The 19,473-nt window shown below is 69.0% G+C and carries 16 protein-coding genes; all 16 read left to right on the forward strand.

Annotated elements, in window-relative coordinates; translation table 11 throughout:
* Positions 1-13: 13 nt before the first annotated feature.
* The 16 genes from rplK (at position 14) to rpoB (ending at position 19,393) form a co-directional block, all read left to right on the forward strand.
* On the forward strand, positions 14-445 hold the full coding sequence (gene rplK / locus Asera_RS10380; RefSeq protein WP_030446737.1) for a 50S ribosomal protein L11: 432 nt from the start codon (positions 14-16) through the stop codon (positions 443-445).
* Between the two features lie 80 nt (positions 446-525).
* Positions 526-1,245 (forward strand): 50S ribosomal protein L1, encoded by a 720-nt coding sequence (gene rplA, locus Asera_RS10385; RefSeq protein WP_030446738.1) that lies wholly within the window; start codon positions 526-528, stop codon positions 1,243-1,245.
* 471 nt (positions 1,246-1,716) lie between these two features.
* Positions 1,717-2,271, forward strand: a complete 555-nt coding sequence (gene rplJ, locus Asera_RS10390; RefSeq protein ID WP_030446739.1) for a 50S ribosomal protein L10 — start codon at positions 1,717-1,719, stop codon at positions 2,269-2,271.
* A gap of 133 nt (positions 2,272-2,404) precedes the next feature.
* Positions 2,405-2,788, forward strand: a complete 384-nt coding sequence (gene rplL, locus Asera_RS10395; RefSeq protein WP_030446740.1) for a 50S ribosomal protein L7/L12 — start codon at positions 2,405-2,407, stop codon at positions 2,786-2,788.
* Between the two features lie 447 nt (positions 2,789-3,235).
* Positions 3,236-4,279: an ABC transporter ATP-binding protein gene (locus tag Asera_RS10400; RefSeq protein WP_051802339.1), complete on the forward strand. Its 1,044-nt coding sequence runs from the start codon at positions 3,236-3,238 to the stop codon at positions 4,277-4,279.
* A gap of 33 nt (positions 4,280-4,312) precedes the next feature.
* Complete coding sequence (locus Asera_RS10405; RefSeq protein ID WP_030446742.1) at positions 4,313-5,086, forward strand: MlaE family ABC transporter permease; 774 nt, start codon at positions 4,313-4,315, stop codon at positions 5,084-5,086.
* Positions 5,086-5,940 carry an MlaE family ABC transporter permease gene (locus tag Asera_RS10410; RefSeq protein ID WP_030446743.1) on the forward strand — a complete coding sequence of 285 codons (855 nt, stop codon included), beginning with the start codon at positions 5,086-5,088 and terminating at the stop codon, positions 5,938-5,940. Before Asera_RS10405 ends, Asera_RS10410 begins: the two co-directional genes overlap by 1 nt.
* A 13-nt stretch (positions 5,941-5,953) precedes the next feature.
* On the forward strand, positions 5,954-7,279 hold the full coding sequence (locus tag Asera_RS10415) for an MCE family protein (protein ID WP_212804548.1): 1,326 nt from the start codon (positions 5,954-5,956) through the stop codon (positions 7,277-7,279).
* 156 nt (positions 7,280-7,435) lie between these two features.
* Positions 7,436-8,500 carry an MCE family protein gene (locus Asera_RS10420; protein ID WP_030446745.1) on the forward strand — a complete coding sequence of 355 codons (1,065 nt, stop codon included), beginning with the start codon at positions 7,436-7,438 and terminating at the stop codon, positions 8,498-8,500.
* Entirely contained in the window at positions 8,497-9,672 is a 1,176-nt protein-coding gene (locus Asera_RS10425; protein ID WP_084131681.1) for an MCE family protein, read from the forward strand. The genes Asera_RS10420 and Asera_RS10425 overlap by 4 nt, the downstream gene beginning before the upstream one ends.
* Positions 9,673-9,677: 5 nt before the next feature.
* Positions 9,678-10,997: an MCE family protein gene (locus tag Asera_RS10430; protein ID WP_051802340.1), complete on the forward strand. Its 1,320-nt coding sequence runs from the start codon at positions 9,678-9,680 to the stop codon at positions 10,995-10,997.
* Complete coding sequence (locus Asera_RS10435; protein WP_051802341.1) at positions 10,994-12,181, forward strand: MCE family protein; 1,188 nt, start codon at positions 10,994-10,996, stop codon at positions 12,179-12,181. Before Asera_RS10430 ends, Asera_RS10435 begins: the two co-directional genes overlap by 4 nt.
* Positions 12,178-13,485 (forward strand): MCE family protein, encoded by a 1,308-nt coding sequence (locus tag Asera_RS10440; protein WP_030446749.1) that lies wholly within the window; start codon positions 12,178-12,180, stop codon positions 13,483-13,485. Before Asera_RS10435 ends, Asera_RS10440 begins: the two co-directional genes overlap by 4 nt.
* A 22-nt stretch (positions 13,486-13,507) precedes the next feature.
* The gene (locus Asera_RS10445; protein ID WP_051802342.1) at positions 13,508-14,281 is read left to right on the forward strand and encodes a hypothetical protein; all 774 of its coding nucleotides are present in this window, start codon (positions 13,508-13,510) and stop codon (positions 14,279-14,281) included.
* A 33-nt stretch (positions 14,282-14,314) separates the two neighbouring features.
* Positions 14,315-15,535 (forward strand): hypothetical protein, encoded by a 1,221-nt coding sequence (locus Asera_RS10450; RefSeq protein ID WP_051802343.1) that lies wholly within the window; start codon positions 14,315-14,317, stop codon positions 15,533-15,535.
* A 429-nt stretch (positions 15,536-15,964) separates the two neighbouring features.
* Positions 15,965-19,393 carry a DNA-directed RNA polymerase subunit beta gene (gene rpoB, locus Asera_RS10455; RefSeq protein ID WP_030446752.1) on the forward strand — a complete coding sequence of 1,143 codons (3,429 nt, stop codon included), beginning with the start codon at positions 15,965-15,967 and terminating at the stop codon, positions 19,391-19,393.
* Positions 19,394-19,473 lie beyond the last annotated feature (80 nt).

Raw genomic sequence — 19,473 nt, forward strand, 5'->3', positions numbered from 1 at the left:
AAAGCCCAGGGTCATGCCTCCCAAGAAGAAGCTCGTCACCACGTTCAAGCTCGAACTGCCCGGTGGCCAGGCGACGCCGGCTCCGCCGGTGGGTCCGGCGCTCGGTCAGCATGGCGTGAACATCATGGAGTTCTGCAAGGCGTACAACGCGCAGACCGAGTCGCAGCGGGGCGAGATCGTCCCCGCCGAGATCAGCGTGTACGAGGACCGCTCGTTCACGTTCGTTCTGAAGACCCCGCCGGCGGCCAAGCTGCTGCTGAAGGCGGCCGGGGTGGCCAAGGGCTCCGGTGAGCCGCACAAGGACAAGGTCGGTACGGTCAGCCAGGCCCAGGTCCGCGAGATCGCGGAGCGCAAGATGGCCGACCTGAACGCGAACGACCTCGACCAGGCGTCGAAGATCATCGCCGGTACCGCCCGTTCGATGGGCATCACGGTCCAGGACTGAGAGCCCACCACCCAGTACGACCGTGGGAGGGGCAGGCGCTGCCCCGCACCACGCACCACACCACTCGTGGAGGAACACCAATGGCGCAGCACGGCAAGCAGTACCGCAAGGCATCCGAGACGGTCGACGGCGACAACCTGTACAGCCCGCTCGACGCGATGCAGCTTGCGAAGGACACCTCGAAGACCAAGTTCGACGCCACCGTCGAGGTCGCGATGCGACTCGGCGTCGACCCGCGTAAGGCCGACCAGATGGTGCGCGGCACCGTCAACCTGCCGCACGGTACCGGTAAGACCGCCCGTGTGATCGTCTTCGCCACCGGCGACAAGGCCACCGAGGCCATCGCCGCCGGCGCCGACGAGGTCGGTTCGGACGAGCTGATCGCCCGCATCCAGGGCGGCTGGCTCGACTTCGACGCGGCGATCGCGACGCCCGACCAGATGGCCAAGGTCGGCCGGATCGCGCGGATCCTGGGCCCGCGCGGTCTGATGCCGAACCCGAAGACCGGCACCGTCACCATGGACGTGACGAAGGCGGTCGCGGACATCAAGGGCGGCAAGATCGCCTTCCGGGTCGACAAGCACTCGAACCTGCACCTGATCATCGGCAAGGCCAGCTTCGACCAGCGTCAGCTGGTGGAGAACTACGCGGCCGCGCTGGACGAGGTGCTGCGGGCGAAGCCCGCATCGGCCAAGGGCAAGTACCTGAAGAAGATCACCGTCTCCACCACGATGGGGCCGGGCATTCCGGTGGACACCAACCGGACCCGCAACCTCACCGAGGACGAGGTCGACGCCTGATCCTCAACGGTACTCGTGGGCGGGGCGTGCCGAGCTTTCGGCGCGCCCCGCTGCCGTGTCCGGCGCTGCACACCCGGCGCGCCCCGCTGCTGTTGTCCAGCGCGGCCCGGCCGGCCGGGTGTGGCGTCGCCTACTCCGGTTGGCCGGGGTGCGGCGGCGTCGAGTAAGCTGAACAGGCTTTACCGAAGACCGCTGGTCACCGCGCCGAGTGCGCGGTCGAAGGCTCCGCTCGCCGCGGACGGCCCGCGCAGGGAAGACGGACGCGATCCAACACCACAGGTCATCCAGGCTCCCGGATGACGTCGGTGCCGGTGATCCGATCTGGTGGGCGGCACGCGCCACGTGGCGTCGGCCGGAGCCGGAGACACGGACACCGAGCTGGTTCCTCGCCCCGTGCGCCCTGCGCCGGGGCGTTTTTCGTGCCTGCGGGTCTTCGACGAGACCGGCCCGAGCATGCACGAGAGGAGGGACATGGCGGACACACATGGCCGGACCAAGCCAGTACGCGAGGACAAGGCCGCTGCGGTCAACGAGATCGCGGACCGGTTCCGGGCCGCTTCGGCGACCGTGATCACCGAGTACCGCGGGCTGAGCGTTTCGCAGATCACCGAGCTGCGGCGCGCCCTGGGCGGGGACACGCACTACCGCGTCGCGAAGAACACGCTGGTGAAGATCGCGGCGACGGAGGCCGGCGTCGACGGTCTCGACGCACTGTTCGTCGGCCCGACGGCGGTCACGTTCGTCAACGGCGACGTGGTCGACGCGGCCAAGGGGCTGCGTAACTTCGCGAAGGACAACCCCGCGCTGGTCATCAAGGGCGGCGTCTTCGAGGGCAAGGCCCTCACCACGGACGACGTCAACAAGCTGGCCGACCTGGAGTCCCGCGAGGTGCTCCTCGCCAAGCTGGCTGGTGCCATGAAGGGCAACCTGTCGAAGGCCGCGAGCCTGTTCCAGGCTCCGCTGGCGCAGACGGCACGGCTCGCCCAGGCGCTGGCCGACAAGCAGTCCGGCAGCGAGGCTGCCTGACGGCCGTACGGCCGTCGCCATGTTCGAGGAACTCGCCGCGATTCGCTTGCGGCAGGCCTAAACCGCCGCGAGTGGTTCGCGACGACAGACATAACCGCGAGGTAGTCGCGGGGTAGGAAAGGAAACCGCCACCATGGCGAAGCTCAGCACCGAAGAGCTGCTCGACGCGTTCAAGGAAATGACGCTGATCGAGCTGTCCGAGTTCGTGAAGCAGTTCGAGGAGACCTTCGAGGTCACCGCGGCTGCTCCGGTCGCCGTCGCGGCCGCCGCCGGCCCGGCCGCTGCGGCCGAGGCCGCCGTCGAGCAGGACGAGTTCGACGTCATCCTCGACTCGGCCGGCGACAAGAAGATCCAGGTCATCAAGGAGGTGCGCGCGCTCACCAGCCTGGGCCTGAAGGAGGCCAAGGACGTGGTCGAGGGCGCCCCGAAGGCGATCCTGGAGAAGGTCACCAAGGAGGCCGCGGAGAAGGCCAAGGAGCAGCTCGAGGCTGCCGGCGGCAAGGTGACCCTGAAGTAAGGGCCCGCACCGCGGTTCCACAGCGGCGAGCACGCCGCGAGTTCGAAGGGCGGCCGTCCCCACGGGGGCGGCCGCCCTTTGCCGCCTCCGAGTACGGGTGCCGGCCGGGTGCGCTCCTCCGGAGCCGGCGCCGGCCACCGGGGGAGCGTGGGGCAGATGCGTGACGTGGCTCAGGTCACGTAACGTTGTGGGGCAAGCCGGGCACTCTCGTCACGCTCGATCTGTCCGAAAGCTACGGAGAGCTACGAAAGATCGCGACTGGTGCGCTAGGTCGAGAGAATCCTGACGTACGGCTCGACTTAGACGTTACTCGGAAGTTAACTTGTTCGCGTCACTACCGGCTCCGCGGCCTCCCGGGCACCGGCGGATCGCCGGGGCCGGGCCACATCGAGGCTGCGCCGGCCGTACCACGGCCGCAGCGGTGACCACGTCGGGAGGGAAGTACGCGTGGGCGTCGAGGTGCAGATCGACGGGCTGACGAAGTCCTTCGGTCGGCAGAACATCTGGGCGGACGTCAGCTTCACCCTGCCCGAGGGTGAGATCTCCGTGCTGCTCGGCCCCTCGGGTACCGGTAAGTCGGTGTTCCTGAAGACGCTCGTCGGGCTGTTGCGGCCGGATCGCGGGCACATCTGGATCGAGGGCAAGGACCTGCCCGAGCTGTCCGAGCGCGAGCTGTACGAGGTGCGCAAGCTGTTCGGCGTGCTGTTCCAGGACGGCGCGCTGTTCGGCTCGATGAACCTGTACGACAACGTCGCGTTCCCGCTGCGCGAGCACACCCGCAAGTCCGAGTCCGCGGTGCGCGACATCGTGATGGAGAAGCTCGACCTGGTCGGGCTCGCCGGCGACGAGCGGAAGCTGCCGGGCGAGATCTCCGGCGGGATGCGCAAGCGGGCCGGGCTGGCCCGGGCGCTGGTGCTGGAGCCGGAGATCATCCTGTTCGACGAGCCCGACTCGGGCCTCGACCCGGTGCGCACCACGCTGCTCAACCACCTGATCGTCGATCTCAACCAGCAGACCGGTGCGACGTTTCTGATCGTCACGCACGACATCAACACCGCGCGGACGGTGCCGGACAACATCGGCCTGATCTACCGCCGGCACCTGGCCATGTTCGGCCCGCGGGAGATGCTGCTGTCCAGTGAGGAGCCGGTGGTCCGGCAGTTCCTGAACGCGCAGCGGCACGGCCCGATCGGGATGGCCGAGGAGAAGGACGCGAGCGAGCTGGAGGCCGAGGCCGCGGCCGGCATCGAGCTGCCGATGCTGCCGCCGATCCCGCTGCAGATGCAGCCGACCGACGGCCGGCCGCGCTCCGCGGAGCGCATCCCGGGCGAGTGGTGCCGGGTCAACGGGGTGATCCCGCCGGTCGGTTCGTTCGCGCTGGACCAGCCGACGGTGCCCGCCCAGAGCGGCGTGAGCGAGTGGGCCGGGCCGGAGCACGTCGACCCGCACGCAGACACCGTCGTCATCGAACGGAGGGACGGCGGTGCCTGAGTGCAACACCGACGTCGGATCCGGGGGTGAGCGGTGAGCAACCCGGTCTCCGGCGCCCTGCGGCAGTCCGGTTCGTTCTTCGCGTACTGCCTGGACTGCCTGCTCGCGATCCCGCGCCGGCCGTTCCAGCTGCGCGAGATGATCCAGCAGGCCTGGTTCGTCTCCAGCGTGTCGATCCTGCCGACGGCGCTGGTGGCGATCCCGTTCGGTGCGGTGATCTCGCTCCAGCTCGGCACCCTGACCAGCCAGCTCGGCGCCCAGTCGTACACCGGAGCGGCGAGCGTGCTCGCGGTGGTCCGGGAGGCCGGGCCGATCGTGACGGCGCTGCTGATCGCCGGGGCGGGTGGTTCGGCGATCTGCGCGGATCTCGGCGCCCGGAAGATCCGGGAAGAGCTGGACGCGATGGAGGTGCTGGGCATCGACCCGGTGCAGCGGCTGGTGGTGCCCCGGATCATCGCCTGCATGATCGTCGCGCTGCTGCTCAACGGCCTGGTCAGCGTCGTCGGCGTGGCCGGTGGGTACTTCTTCAACGTGGTGCTGCAGGGCGGTACCCCGGGGGCCTACCTGGCGAGTTTCCAGGCGCTGGGGCAGATCCAGGACCTGATCGCCGGTGAGTTCAAGGCGGTGGTGTTCGGCGCGATGGCGGCGCTGATCGCCTGCTACAAGGGGATGACGGCGAAGGGCGGGCCGAAGGGCGTCGGCGACGCGGTCAACCAGAGCGTGGTCATCAGCTTCATGCTGCTGTTCGCGGTGAACTTCGTGATGACCTCGATCTACTTCCAGATCGTTCCGCAGAAGGGCACCTGATGGCGCCGCTGGGAGAGGGCCGTGCCGCAGGCGCGTGGTCCGGCATTGCCCGAAAGCCGCTGGGGTTCCTGGACGACCTCGGCGGCCAGATGTCGTTCTACCTGCGCGCGTTCGCGTGGGCACCGCGCACCGTCCGGCGGTACAAGCGGGAGGTGCTGCGGCTGCTGGCGGAGGTGTCGTTCGGTTCCGGCGCGCTCGCGGTCATCGGCGGCACCGTCGGGGTGATCGTCGCGATGACGTTCTTCACCGGGACGGAAGTCGGCCTGCAGGGGTACGAGGCGCTCAACCAGATCGGTTCGTCCGCGTTCACCGGCTTCATCTCCGCGTACTTCAACACCCGGGAGATCTCGCCGCTGGTGGCCGGGATCGCCCTGTCGGCGACGGTCGGCTGCGGTTTCACCGCGCAGCTGGGCGCGATGCGGATCAACGAGGAGGTGGACGCGCTCGAGGTGATGGGGCTGCCGTCGCTGCCGTTCCTCGTCACCACCCGGATGATCGCCGGCCTGATCGCGGTGATCCCGCTGTACGTGATCGGGCTGCTGGCGAGCTATCTCGCCACCCGCGAGATGGTCACGCTCTACTTCGGACAGTCGTCCGGCACCTACGACTACTACTTCCACCTGTTCCTACCGCCCGAGGATGTGCTGTGGTCGTTCGGCAAGGTGCTGGTGTTCAGCATCATCGTGGTGCTGATCCACTGCTACCACGGGTACAACGCGTCCGGCGGCCCGGCCGGCGTCGGGATGGCGGTGGGCCGCGCGGTGCGGTCCTCGCTGGTGGCGATCAACGTGGTCGACTTCTTCCTCAGCCTGGCGATCTGGGGCGCCACCACGACCGTACGGATATCCGGGTGAGGCGCCGGTGTCGGTGACCAGGGTTTCGGACGTGCTGCGGCGCCGGTTGCTCGGCGTCGGGTTCATCGTGCTCGTCGCGGCGCTGCTGGCCGCGGCGGTCGGCGCGTACCAGAAGGTGTTCACCCCGGCGGTGTGGGTGACCGTGGTCGCCGACCACACCGGGCTGCAGGTGGACCGGAACGCCGACGTGAAGCTGCGCGGCGTGGTCGTCGGCCAGGTGCGCGACATCTCGGCGAACGGGCAGCGGGCGAAGCTGCGGCTCGCGCTCGACCCCGGCTCGGTACCGCGGATCCCGTCGAACGTGACCGCCACGATGCTGCCGAAGACGCTGTTCGGCGAGAAGTACGTGTCGCTGGACGCGCCGGCCCGCCCGTCCGGTCGGCCGATCACCGCCGGTGCGGTGGTGCACCAGGACCGGTCGGCCCGGGCGGTCGAGCTGGAGCGGGTGCTCGATCGCGCGCTGCCGCTGCTCAAGGCGGTACCGCCGGAGAAGGTCTCGGCCACGCTGACCGCGCTGGCGGCGGCGCTGCGCGGGCGCGGCGATCAGCTCGGCGACACGCTCGTCACGCTCGACAAGTACCTGAAGACGTTGAACGCCAACATGCCGACGATCCAGTCGGACATCCGCAAGCTGTCCGACGTGCTCGACACCTACACCGGCGCGCTGCCGGACCTGATGGCGATCCTGCGCAACCTGACGGTGACCTCCTCGACGGTCGCCGAGCAGCGCGAGCAGCTGGCCGCCTTCTGGTCCGACACGACCGGGCTGGCCGACACCGCGACGCCGTTCCTGCAGCGGCACGAGGGCCGGCTGATCCAGCTCGGCCAGGTCAGCCGGCCGCTGCTGGACGTGCTCGCCGAGTACTCCCCGGAGTACCCGTGCCTGACCGCCGGCGCGGTGCGGCTGCAGCGCAACATCGAGGGCGCGTTCGACACCGGGCGGCTGCACATCACGCTGGAGATCACCAAGGACTCGGGCAAGTACGTCGCCGGCGACGAGCCGGCGAACCTGGCCGACACCGGGCCCAACTGCCGCGGCCTGCCGAACCCGGCGGTCCCGTACCCGGGCGGCACCGTCGCCGACGGCTACCAGCACGGCGCCTCGCATCCGGGTGGCGTGCTCACCGGCGGCGGCGACCCCGGTACCGCCGGGACCGGCCTGGGTGGCATCGGCGGCGGATCCGGCGTGGACATGGGTTATGCCGGTACGAGCGCCGAACAGTCGGTGGTCAACCCGCTGGTCGCGGCGGCCACCGGCCGCAACGTCACCGACCTGGGCGGCATCGACGACCTGCTCTGGGGCCCGCTGATGCGCGGATCGGTGGTGAGTGTGCAGTGAGTGAGCGTCAGCGAGCGAACCATGGGCATCGCGTGACTTGGTGCCTCATGAGTGTTCCGACGAAGGAGGAACGCTCATGAGTCTGCGTCAGCGAGCGAACCATGGGCATCGCGTGACTTGGTGCCTCATGAGTGTTCCGACGAAGGAGGAACGCTCATGAGCGGCAGGAGCAGTAGTCGGAGCGTGGCGCCGGCGCTGATCAAGCTGATCGTGTTCGCCGTGGTGACCATCCTGCTGACCGGGGTGCTCGCGACGACCCTCGGCTCGCTGGACTGGTTCGGCGGCACCCGCTACAACGCGAAGTTCACCGACGTGACCGGCCTGTTGAAGGGCGACGACGTGCGGATCGCCGGCGTCAAGGTGGGCCAGGTCAAGAGCATCTCGCTGGTGCACGGGAAGACCGCGCAGGTGTCGTTCACCGTGGACGACACGGTGACGCTGCCGAAGTCGGTACGGGCGAAGATCCGGTACCGGAACCTGATCGGCCAGCGCTACGTCGAGCTCACCGAGGGCACCGGCGACCCGGCGAAGCTGCCCGTCGGCAGCACCATCCCGCTGTCGCACACCGCACCGGCGCTCGACCTGACCGCGCTGTTCAACGGCTTCCAGCCACTGTTCGCCGGGCTGTCGCCGAAGGACGTCAACAAGTTCGCATACGAGATCATCCAGGTGCTGCAGGGCGAGGGCGGCACGGTGAACGACCTGCTGGCCCGGACCGCGTCGCTGACCAACACGCTGGCCGACCGGGACAAGGTGATCGGCCGGGTGATCGACAACCTGAACAAGGTGCTCGCCACCCTGAACGCGCGCGACGACAAGCTGTCCGACATCATCTCGTCGTTGCAGGACTTCGTCTCCGGGCTGTCCGCGGACCGCAAGAACATCGGCGACTCGATCCAGAACCTGGGCGAGCTCGCCGGTACCACCGCGGATCTGGTGAAGGACGGCCGACCCGCGCTCAAGGACGACATCAAGCAGCTGCGTTCGCTCGCGACGACGCTCAACGCCAACACCGGCGTGATCGAGGGGACGCTGGCCCGGCTGCCGGTGCGCACCGCGGCGCTGACCCGGACCGCGTCGTACGGGTCCTGGTTCAACTTCTACATGTGCAACTTCGACGGCACCGTGAACGTGCCGGGCATCGGCAACGTGAACCCGGCGACGGTGTCGGCGACGGCGGCCCGCTGTACCTCGCCCGGATCGAGCGGGGGTGGCAAGTGAAGCCGTTCCGGCAGCGCAACCACCTGGTCATCGGGATGGCCGGGATCGCCGTCGTCGTGCTCGGCGTGCTCACCGCGTTCAACGCCGACAAGCTGCCGGTGATCGGCGGCGGCGACAGCTACTCGGCGGAGTTCACCGACGCGAGCGGCCTGGCCACCGACAACGAGGTACGCATCGCCGGCGTCAAGGTCGGCAAGGTGACCGGGATCGACCTGACCCACCACGACGGCAAGCCCGCGGTACGGGTCGACTTCCGGGTCGACCGCGGCATCTCGTTCGGGACGAAGACCGAGGCGACGATCCGGATCAAGACGGTGCTGGGGCAGAAGTTCCTCGGCCTGGACCCGGCCGGACCGGGTGCCATGCAGCCCGGCCAGCAGATCCCGCGCTCCCGCACCTCGTCCCCGTTCGACGTGGTGCAGGCGGTGAACGGGCTGGCCGACACCGTCGACAAGATCGACACGAAGCAGCTGGCGAAGGCGTTCGACACGCTGTCCGCGACGCTCGAGGACACCGCGCCGAACGTGCAGGGTTCGATCCACGGCCTGTCCCGGCTGTCGCGAACCGTCGCCAGCCGCGACGACGCGCTGCGCCAGCTGCTGCGCCGGGCCCGCGGTGTCACCCAGGTGCTGGCCAACCGGGACAAGCAGTTCCAGCAGCTGTTGACCGACGGCAACAAGCTGCTCAAGGAGGTCAAGGCGCGCCGGGACGCGATCCACCAGCTGCTGGTGAGCACCGACGAGCTGGCCAAGCAGCTGTCCGGGCTGGTCACCGACAACCAGAAGCAGCTCAACCCGGCGCTCAAGCAACTGCGCCAGGTGGTGCAGGTGTTGCAGGACAACCGCGACAACCTGACCAAGAGCATCCAGAACATGGCGCCGTTCCTGAACGCGTTCACCAACGTGCTGGGCAACGGCCGGTGGTTCGATTCGTACATCGATGCGCTGCTCCAGCCGTACACGGTGGGCGCGCCGCCGGCCCGCCCGCAGGGCGGCGACCAGGCCGGCTCCGCGGCCACCCAGACCGGCAGCCAGCACGGCGACAGCGGCCAGAGCGGTGCGGCGAAGCCGAAGTCCACCCCGTCGGCCGGGGCGACGCCGCCCGGCGGTACCGCGTCACCGGCGCCCGGCGGCGCACTGTCACCGTCCACGACCGCGAGCCCGGGTAGGTGAGGGCGATGATGGTGCGCAGCCACCGGGACAGCCGTTCGCTGACCATCTTCCGCAGCCGGCTCGGCATCGGCCTGGCCGTCGCCGTGGTCGTGGTGCTCGGTACCGCGGTCGGGCTGGCGGTGTGGCGGATGGGCCCACCGCAGAAGACCCTGACCGCGTACTTCAGCCAGTCGGTCGGCATCTACGCCAACTCCGACGTGCGGGTGATGGGTGTCAAGATCGGCCACGTCACCGCGGTCCGGCCGCGCGGCAGGACGGTCGCGGTCAGCATGACCTACGACGCCGACTACAAGATCCCGGCGAAGGCCAAGGCGGTCATCGTGCCGCCGAGCATCGTCGGCGACCGGTACGTGCAGCTCACCCCCGGCTACGTCGGCGGCGCGGTGATGTCCACCGGCGCGGTGCTGCGCGGCGACCGGGCGGTCGTGCCGCTGGAGCTCGACGACGTGTACAAGGCGCTGAACAACCTCAGCGTCGCGGTCGGCCCGAACGGCGCGAACAAGAACGGATCGCTGAACAACCTGATCCGGACCGGCGCGAAGAACCTCAAGGGCAACGGCAAGGACCTCAACCAGACGCTGCGCGACCTCGCCGCCGCGCTGGACACCGTGTCCGACGGCCGGCAGGACCTGTTCGGCACGGTGGTCAACCTGCAGAAGTTCACCACCGCGCTGGCCGAGAGCGACGGCGCGGTCCGCGAGTTCAACAAGCAGCTGGCGGACGTCTCGGAGCAGCTGTCCGACGAGCGGGACGACCTGGCCGCGGCGCTGAAGGACCTCGGTACCGCGCTGAAGCAGGTCGCCACGTTCGTCAAGACCAACCGCAAGGAACTGACCGACAACGTCGACGCGCTGACCGACATCACCGGCGTGCTGGTCAAGCAGCAGAAGTCGATCATCGACGTCCTCGACCTGGCGCCGACCGCGCTGTCCAACCTGAACCTCGCGTACAACGCGCGCTCCGGCACCCTGGACACCCGCGACGACATCATCGGGCCGTACGACCCGGCGTCGTACGTGTGCTCGCTGGTCACCCACCTGGTGCCGGTCAAGCAGGTACCGGTCGCCTGCTTCGAGCTGGCCGCGTTCCTGGCCAGGGCCGGTTCGCCGCTGACCACCGAGCTCAAGCACCTGCTCAACCTGCTGCCGATTCCGGGCCTGAACCTCGGCGCGATCATCCAGCCGGACCCGGACGGGACCACCGGCGGTACCGACCGGGTCGGCCAGAAGCCGGTCGACGGCGAGACGACGCCGCAGGGCGACCAGTCCGGCAGCGTCGCGGCCGACCCGACCCTCGGCGGCATCCTCGGAGGTGGTGGGAAGTGAGGACCAGCATCCGCCGCCTGGTACCGGCGCTGCTCGGCCTGGTGCTCGTGGCCGGCTGCGGCTCGCAGGGGCTGTCCGGGGTGCAGCTGCCCGGTGGCGCCGGCGGCGGCGGCTACCGGTTGACGATCGAGTTCGGCAACGTGCTCGACCTGGTCCCGCAGGCGGCCGTGAAGAGCAACGACGTGACGGTCGGCAGCGTCCGATCGGTGACCCGCAAGGGCTGGCACGCGCAAGTCGAGGTCCAGGTCGACAAGGACGTCGAGCTGCCGGCGAACGCGGTCGCCTCGATCCGGCAGACCAGCCTGCTCGGCGAGAAGTTCGTCGACCTGGACGCGCCGGCCGACAAGCCGGCGACCGGCCGGCTGCGCGCCGGTGCCACCATCCCGCTGTCCCGGACCAGCCGCAACGTCGAGGCCGAGGAGGTCCTCGGCGCGATGTCGCTGCTGCTCAACGGCGGCAGCCTGGAGAAGTTGAAGACGATCAACGACGAGGTGGCCAAGGTCTTCGACGGCCGCGAACCCGACGTCCGGGACACGTTGAAGCAGCTGGACACGTTCGTCGGCGGGCTGGACGACCAGAAGAAGCAGATCGTGCGCGCGATCGACGCGCTGGACGCGTTCTCCAGCCAGGTCGCGAAGCAGAAGAACACGGTCGCGAAGGCGGTCGACGCGCTCGACCCCGGGCTGAAGGTGCTGGACGACCAGAAGAAGCAGCTGATCGACATGCTCGCCGCGGTCAAGAAGCTCGGCACCGTCGGTACCCGGGTGGTCAAGGAGAGCCGGCAGGACCTGCTGGCGAACCTGAAGTCGCTGCAGCCGACGCTGACCCAGCTGGTGAAGTCCGGCGACAACCTGCCGAAGTCGGTGGACCAGCTGCTGACCTACCCGTTCCCGCCGAACGTGGGTGGCGCGATCGTCGGTGACTACGTCAACCTGCACATCACCGTCGATCTCAACGTCACCGACATCCTGTCCAACCTGCTGACCAGCACCCCGGTGGGCGACCGGCAGGGCAAGGTCGCCGACCAGAACGGCTCGGTGCGGGACCCGAACGAGCCGGGGTCGAAGTCGACCACCGCCGAGCCGGGGCCGACCGACGACAAGGGTCGCAAGCTGCCGGCCGGCGAGTCGAATCCGCGGCAGGGCGACCTGCTCAGCATCCTGCTGGGAGGGCTGACCGGATGACACCGCGCAGCGTCAAGATCAAGGTGCTGGCCTTCGTACTGGTCAGCGTGCTCGGCGTCTGCTACGTCGCGGTCCGCTACGTCGGGGTCGGCGCCGCGCTGCTGGGCAACACGTACGAGCTGGCCGCCGACTTCACCAACGCCGGCGGCATCTTCACCAACGCCTCCGTCACCTACCGGGGCAGCCCGATCGGCAAGGTGACCTCGGTCGACCTGACCGCCAAGCAGGTACGGGTGACGATGCGCATCGACCGCGGGGTGCGGGTGCCACGCGACCTGCGCGCCGTGGTCACCGACCGGTCCGCCGTCGGCGAGCAGTACCTGGACCTGCGCCCGAACACCGCCGCCGGCCCGTACCTGGCGCCCGGCGACGTGATCCCGGCGAGCAGGACCGGGATCCCGCTGCCGACCGAGACGCTGCTGACCAACCTGGACAAGCTGGTCAGCTCGGTCGACACCAAGGATCTGCAGGTGGTGGTGACCGAACTCGGCAACGCCTTCCAGGGCAGCGAGGGGTCGCTGCAGCAGATCATCGACTCCAGCGACAAGATCCTCGCCACCGCCAACCAGGACCTGCCGCAGACCGTCAAGCTGCTGCAGGACGGCCAGACCGTGCTGACCACCCAGCAGGCCAGCGCGGCCGAGATCCGCCGCTGGGCCAAGGGCCTCGCCGACCTGACCCACACCCTGCGCACCTCCGACGCCGACCTGCGCAAGGTGATCGCGAACGCGCCACCCGCGGCGAAGCAGGTGTCCGGCCTGCTGCGCGACGTCGACCCGAACATCGGGATGCTACTGGGCAACCTGATCACCGTCGGCGGCATCGCCACCCGCCGGCTGCCGGGCATCAAGCAGATCCTGGTGGTGTACCCGCTGGACATCGCCGGCGGTTTCACCGTGACGCCGGGCGACGGTACCGCTCATTTCGGGCTGGTGCTCGACGTCGACGATCCGGCCCCCTGCCAGTACATTCGCACCGGCGTGAAGACGGCCTGCACCGATTCGGAGCGGGCCAGCGGCTCCGCGGTACGCGGCAGCCAGAACGCACCGCGGCCCACCGGCCCGGAAATCACCCCGGTACCCGAAGGGTCCGGTGCGCTGCCGCCCGGCAGCACGACGTCCGGTTCGACCAGCGGCGGCAGCACGGCCAAGCCCGGCGCCGATCTCGCCGGGTACGACCCGTCGACCGGGCTGGTGCTCGGACCGGACGGGCAGCCACTACAGTTCGGCGGCACCGGCGGCCAGTACCAGTTGGCCGGCGACCAGTCCTGGAAGCAGCTGCTGCTCACGGGGCTGGAACCGTGATCGGAACGGAGCGCAGCACACGATGAGCAAGGGCTCGACGTCGACGAAGTCGGCCAGCCGGGGCGCGCCGACCAGTTCGGCCGACCGGGGCCGGGCGAAGTCGGCCAACTCCGGATCGACGAAGCGCGGCTCGGCCAAGGGCAAGCCCGCGGACGAGACCAAGGCCGCAAAATCCGCGGAAGCGGAGGAGCGGGACGCGAACCCGCCCAGGCGCGGCTCGAAGCGCGGGCCGCAGGAGGCCACCAGCGCCGCCGCGGACGGCCGGCAGACGCCGTGGCAGCCGGTCACCGGGGCGTTCGGGCGGGCCTGGCGCTCGCTCGCCGCGACCCGGGTGGCGGTCGTGGTTCTCGCGCTGATCCTGGCCGGGGCGCTCGGCGCCGGTGGCTACGCCGGCTGGAAGCACTACCAGTACCGCCAGGACGAGCAGGCCCGTAACGCGGCCGTGTCGGCGGCGAAGACCACCGTCAGCAACTTCATGAGCATCAGCACCAGGACCGTCGATCATGACCTGAACCGGGTGCTGGCCGGCGCCACCGGCGACTTCAAGACCCAGTTCAAGAACGGTATGGGCCAGACGAAGACCGCGGTGGTGGAGAACAAGGTCACCGCGAAGGCGCACGTACTGTGGGCCGGCGTCGTCACCAGCAAGCGCCGCTCGGCGACCGTACTGGTGGCGATGGACGCCACCGTCAGGAACACGAACGCGCCCAAGGGCCGGCTCGCGCACTACCGGGTCAAGGTGACCATGGCCGAGCAGAACGGCAAGTGGCTGGTGTCGGAGCTCCAGTTCGTCTGATCAACCGCTGCACGCTACGGAGGAAGTCCCGCGATGGCCCGTTTCATCCCACGGACGCTGCGCGGCCAGATGCCGGCCAAGGACGGCACCCCGCGCCGCCCGGCCCGCCGCCGGTCCGGCGCCACCCGTAGCCAGCCGGCCCGCAGTACCGACGACCGGCGGTACGACGAGCCGCCGGTACCGGCCGACCCGCCGGCCGACCCGGCCGAGTCGTCGACCGACGAACGACGCACCGACGAGCCGTCGACCCTCGACGAGCCGTTCCACCTTCCCCCGATCGCCGTCGAGCGCACCGACACCGGCTCCGTCGAGTCGAAGTCCACCGGGTTCGCGGACGCCGAGACCGGCGGTGCCGAGTCGACCGGGGCCGACTCCGACGGCGACCCGTCCGGTCGGCGCGACGGCGCCCGCCGGCCGAGCCCGCGCCCCCGGCCGGGCCGCGCCACGACGTCCGGTACCGACGCGGCCGGGGACCGCCGACGCCGACCGTCTCCGCGGCCGAAGCCGTCCCGGGCGACCGACGACGCGGACCGGGCGAGCGACGACGCGGACCGGGCGAGCGATGACATGGACCGGGGGACCGACGGAGACGGTGCGGCACCGGCGAAGCCGGAGAAGGCGAGGCCGACCCGGCCTCCCGTGAAGGCGCCGGCACGGCCGAGTTCCGGCAGTCGCGGCGGGAAGAAGCCGAGCCGCGGCAAGCCAGGCAAATCGGGTCCGACCGGCAAGTCCGGTAAGGCGGCGCTGGCGCGCCGCCGCCGGGCCGAACGCTCGCTCAAGCGGACTCATCGGGCCATCGCGATCCTCGGTCTGCTCGCCGTGCTGGCGCTGGCCGCTGGCGGCAGTGCGTGGTGGATCCACCAGCGCGACGGCGCCGTCGACCAGGCCAGGGACCACGCGGTCTCGGCCGCCCAGGCGGCCGCACCGGCACTCCTCTCGTACGACTACCGGACGTTCGATGCGAGCGTGCGGCGGGCGAAGCCGTACCTCGGCGGGAGCTTCGCGAAGAAGTACGCCAAGACGACGGCGTCGCTGAAGCACTACGCGGTGAAGCAGAAGGCGATCCTGACCGCGCGGGTGTCCGCCACCAGCGTGGTGTCCGCCCGGTCCGACCAGGTCGTGCTGCTGCTCTACGTCGACCAGTACAAGCAGAACAGCACGATCACCGGCCAGAAGGTCGACCAGAACCGGGTGGTGCTGACCATGACGCCGATCGCCGGCAAGTGGAAAGTGACGAAGGTCACCGCCATCTGACGGCGCGTCCGGGTCCCGTCGGGGCGGGAGTCGTGGTTGCAGTCGGCTTTCGCCGCTCTACCGACGGTTGTCTGGTTCGGTGATTCGGGTTTCCGGGCATGTTGACCGCGTGCCAGCCCTTGACGACCCAGTGGTATCCAGGCACGCTGATCCCTAGCTGCCTCTGCATCGCGCGGAAGCCGGCCGAACGAGAGTTGGTGTTGTGCTCGGAGGTGTCTCCTCCAGGGCGCTGTTGGCGCCGGCCACGGCCTGGCCTGGACAGCGGTGGGCCGTTCGGCTACACTGCTAGTTTGCGCTGCCTTCCAACTTCGAGCTCGCCGAAATTGTCTGATTGACCCTGTCTTGGGATCCTATTTGGGCGGTTTTTGGGGAGTCGTTTGGGGTGCGCGCGAAACGGCCGTCGCTGACAGGTCCTCGGAAGGACGCATCTTGGCAGCTTCCCGCCCTGCGAAGACCCTGACCACGAGTGCATACGCTCCCCGCCGAGTCTCCTTCGGCAGGATCACCGAACACCTTGAGGTGCCCAACCTCCTTGCCATCCAGACCGAGTCGTTCGACTGGCTGGTGGGCAACGAGGCCTGGCGCGCTCGCAGTGCCGATGACTCCGCCGCTCGGAGTGGACTCGCGGAGATCCTGGAGGAGATCAGTCCCATCGAGGACTTCTCCGGCACTATGTCGCTTTCCTTCTCGAACCCTCGGTTCGACGAGGTGAAGGCGTCGATCGAAGAATGTAAGGAGAAGGACCTCACCTACTGCGCGCCGCTGTTCGTCACCGCGGAGTTCATCAACCACACGACTGGCGAGATCAAGAGCCAGACCGTGTTCATGGGTGACTTCCCGATGATGACGAGCAAGGGCACGTTCATCGTCAATGGCACCGAGCGTGTCGTCGTGTCCCAGTTGGTCCGCTCGCCGGGTGTCTACTTCGACAAGCAGCCCGACAAGACGTCCGACCGCGATGTCTCCAGCGTGAAGGTCATCCCGAGCCGGGGTGCCTGGCTGGAGTTCGACATCGACAAGCGCGACACCGCCGGTGTGCGCATCGACCGCAAGCGTCGTCAGGCCGTCACCGTCCTGCTCAAGGCCATCGGTTGGTCGAACGAGCAGATCCGGGAACGGTTCAGCTGGTCCGAGATCATGCTGGCCACCCTGGAGAAGGACCACATCGGCAGCCAGGACGAGGCGCTGCTGGACATCTACCGCAAGCTGCGGCCGGGTGAGCCGCCGACGCGGGAGAACGCGCAGACGCTGCTCGACAACCTCTTCTTCAACCCGAAGCGGTACGACCTGGCCAAGGTCGGTCGCTACAAGGTGGACAAGAAGCTGGAACTCGACACGCCCATCACCACCGGGGTGCTGACCGAGGACGACATCGTCTCCACGATCGAATACCTGTGCCGTCTGCACACCGGCGAGGACGGGTACGACCCGGACGACATCGACCACTTCGGCAACCGTCGGCTGCGCACCGTCGGCGAGCTCATCCAGAACCAGGTCCGTGTCGGCCTGTCCCGGATGGAGCGCGTCGTGCGGGAGCGCATGACCACGCAGGACGTCGAGGCGATCACGCCGCAGACCCTGATCAACATCCGGCCGGTGGTGGCCGCGATCAAGGAGTTCTTCGGCACCAGCCAGCTCTCCCAGTTCATGGACCAGGCCAACCCGCTCACGGGTCTGACCCACCGCCGGCGGCTGTCGGCGCTGGGCCCGGGCGGTCTGTCCCGGGACCGGGCGGGCATGGAGGTCCGTGACGTCCACCCGTCCCACTACGGCCGGATGTGCCCGATCGAGACGCCGGAAGGCCCGAACATCGGCCTGATCGGCGCGCTGGCCGCGTTCGCGCGGGTCAACGCGTTCGGCTTCATCGAGACGCCGTACCGGAAGGTGATCGAGGGCAAGGTCACCGACGAGGTGCAGTACCTGACCGCCGACGAGGAGGACAGGTACGTCATCGCGCAGGCCAACGCGCAGCTGACCGAGGACGGGTCGTTCGTCGAGGACACCGTGCTGGTCCGTCGTAAGGGCGGCGAGTTCGAGGCCGTCGCGCCGGGAGCCGTCGACTACATCGACGTCTCGCCGCGGCAGATGGTCTCCGTCGCCACCGCGATGATCCCGTTCCTGGAGCACGACGACGCGAACCGCGCCCTGATGGGTGCGAACATGCAGCGTCAGGCGGTGCCGCTGATCAAGGCGGAGTCGCCGTTCGTCGGTACCGGAATGGAATACCGCGCCGCGGTCGACGCCGGTGACGTCGTCGTCGCCGAGGAGCCCGGTGTCGTCGAGGACCTGTGTGCCGACTACGTGACGGTGCACCAGGACGACGGCCACCGCCGCACCTACCTGCTGCACAAGTTCCGCCGCTCCAACGCCGGTACCTGCATCAACCAGAGCCCGGTCGTGGACGAGGGACAGCGGGTCGAGGCGGGCCAGGTGATCGCCGACGGGCCGTGCACCGACGAAGGTGAGATGGCGCTCGGCAAGAACCTGCTGGTCGCGTTCATGCCGTGGGAGGGCTACAACTACGAGGACGCGATCATCCTCTCGCAGCGCATCGTGCAGGAGGACGTGCTCTCCTCGATCCACATCGAGGAGCACGAGGTCGACGCCCGCGACACCAAGCTGGGTCCGGAGGAGATCACCCGGGACATCCCGAACGTCTCCGAGGAGATGCTGGCCGACCTCGACGAGCGGGGCATCATCCGCATCGGCGCCGAGGTCCGGGACGGCGACATCCTGGTCGGCAAGGTCACCCCGAAGGGCGAGACCGAGCTGACCCCGGAGGAGCGGCTGCTGCGCGCGATCTTCGGTGAGAAGGCCCGGGAGGTCCGGGACACCTCGCTGAAGGTGCCGCACGGCGAGTCCGGCACGGTGATCGGTGTCCGCACGTTCAGCCGGGAGGACGGCGACGAGCTGTCCCCGGGCGTGAACGAGCTGGTCCGGGTGTACGTCGCCCAGAAGCGCAAGATCCAGGACGGCGACAAGCTCGCCGGACGCCACGGCAACAAGGGCGTCATCTCCAAGATCCTGCCGCTGGAGGACATGCCGTTCCTGGAGGACGGCACCCCGGTCGACATCGTGCTGAACCCGCTCGGCGTGCCGAGCCGGATGAACGTCGGACAGGTGCTGGAGACCCACCTCGGCTGGCTGGCCAAGAACGGCTGGAAGCTGAAGGTCGACGACACCCCGTGGAAGCAGTCGCTCGCCTCGATCGACGCCGACTCGTCCGAGCCGGACACGAACCTGGCCACGCCGGTGTTCGACGGCGCGCACGAGGAGGAGATCGCCGGCATGCTGGAGGCGTCGCTCCCGAACCGGGACGGCACCCAGCTGATCGGGCGTACCGGCAAGGCGAAGCTGTTCGACGGTCGCTCCGGCGAGCCGTTCCCGTCGCCGATCGCGGTCGGCTACATGTACATCATCAAGCTGAACCACCTGGTGGACGACAAGATCCACGCCCGCTCCACCGGCCCGTACTCGATGATCACCCAGCAGCCGCTGGGTGGTAAGGCGCAGTTCGGTGGCCAGCGGTTCGGCGAGATGGAGTGCTGGGCCATGCAGGCCTACGGCGCGGCCTACGCGCTGCAGGAACTGCTGACGATCAAGTCCGACGACGTGGTCGGCCGCGTCAAGGTGTACGAGGCGATCGTCAAGGGCGAGAACATCCCCGAACCGGGCATCCCGGAGTCGTTCAAGGTCCTGCTCAAGGAGCTGCAGTCGCTGTGCCTCAACGTCGAGGTGCTCTCCAGCGACGGCAGCACCCTGGAGATGAAGGACAGCGACGACGAGGTGTTCCGCGCCGCGGAGGAACTCGGTATCGACCTGTCCCGGCACGAGCCGAGCAGCGTCGAAGAGGTCTGAGTGGTTGTACCGGGGCGCTGCGGCGCCCCGGTACCCCGACGACAGCGGCCGATACCACCGGCCGGGCGGCGTGCACACCG

It is taken from the genome of Actinocatenispora sera (genome assembly GCF_018324685.1).
GTDB classification, from domain to species: domain Bacteria; phylum Actinomycetota; class Actinomycetes; order Mycobacteriales; family Micromonosporaceae; genus Actinocatenispora; species Actinocatenispora sera.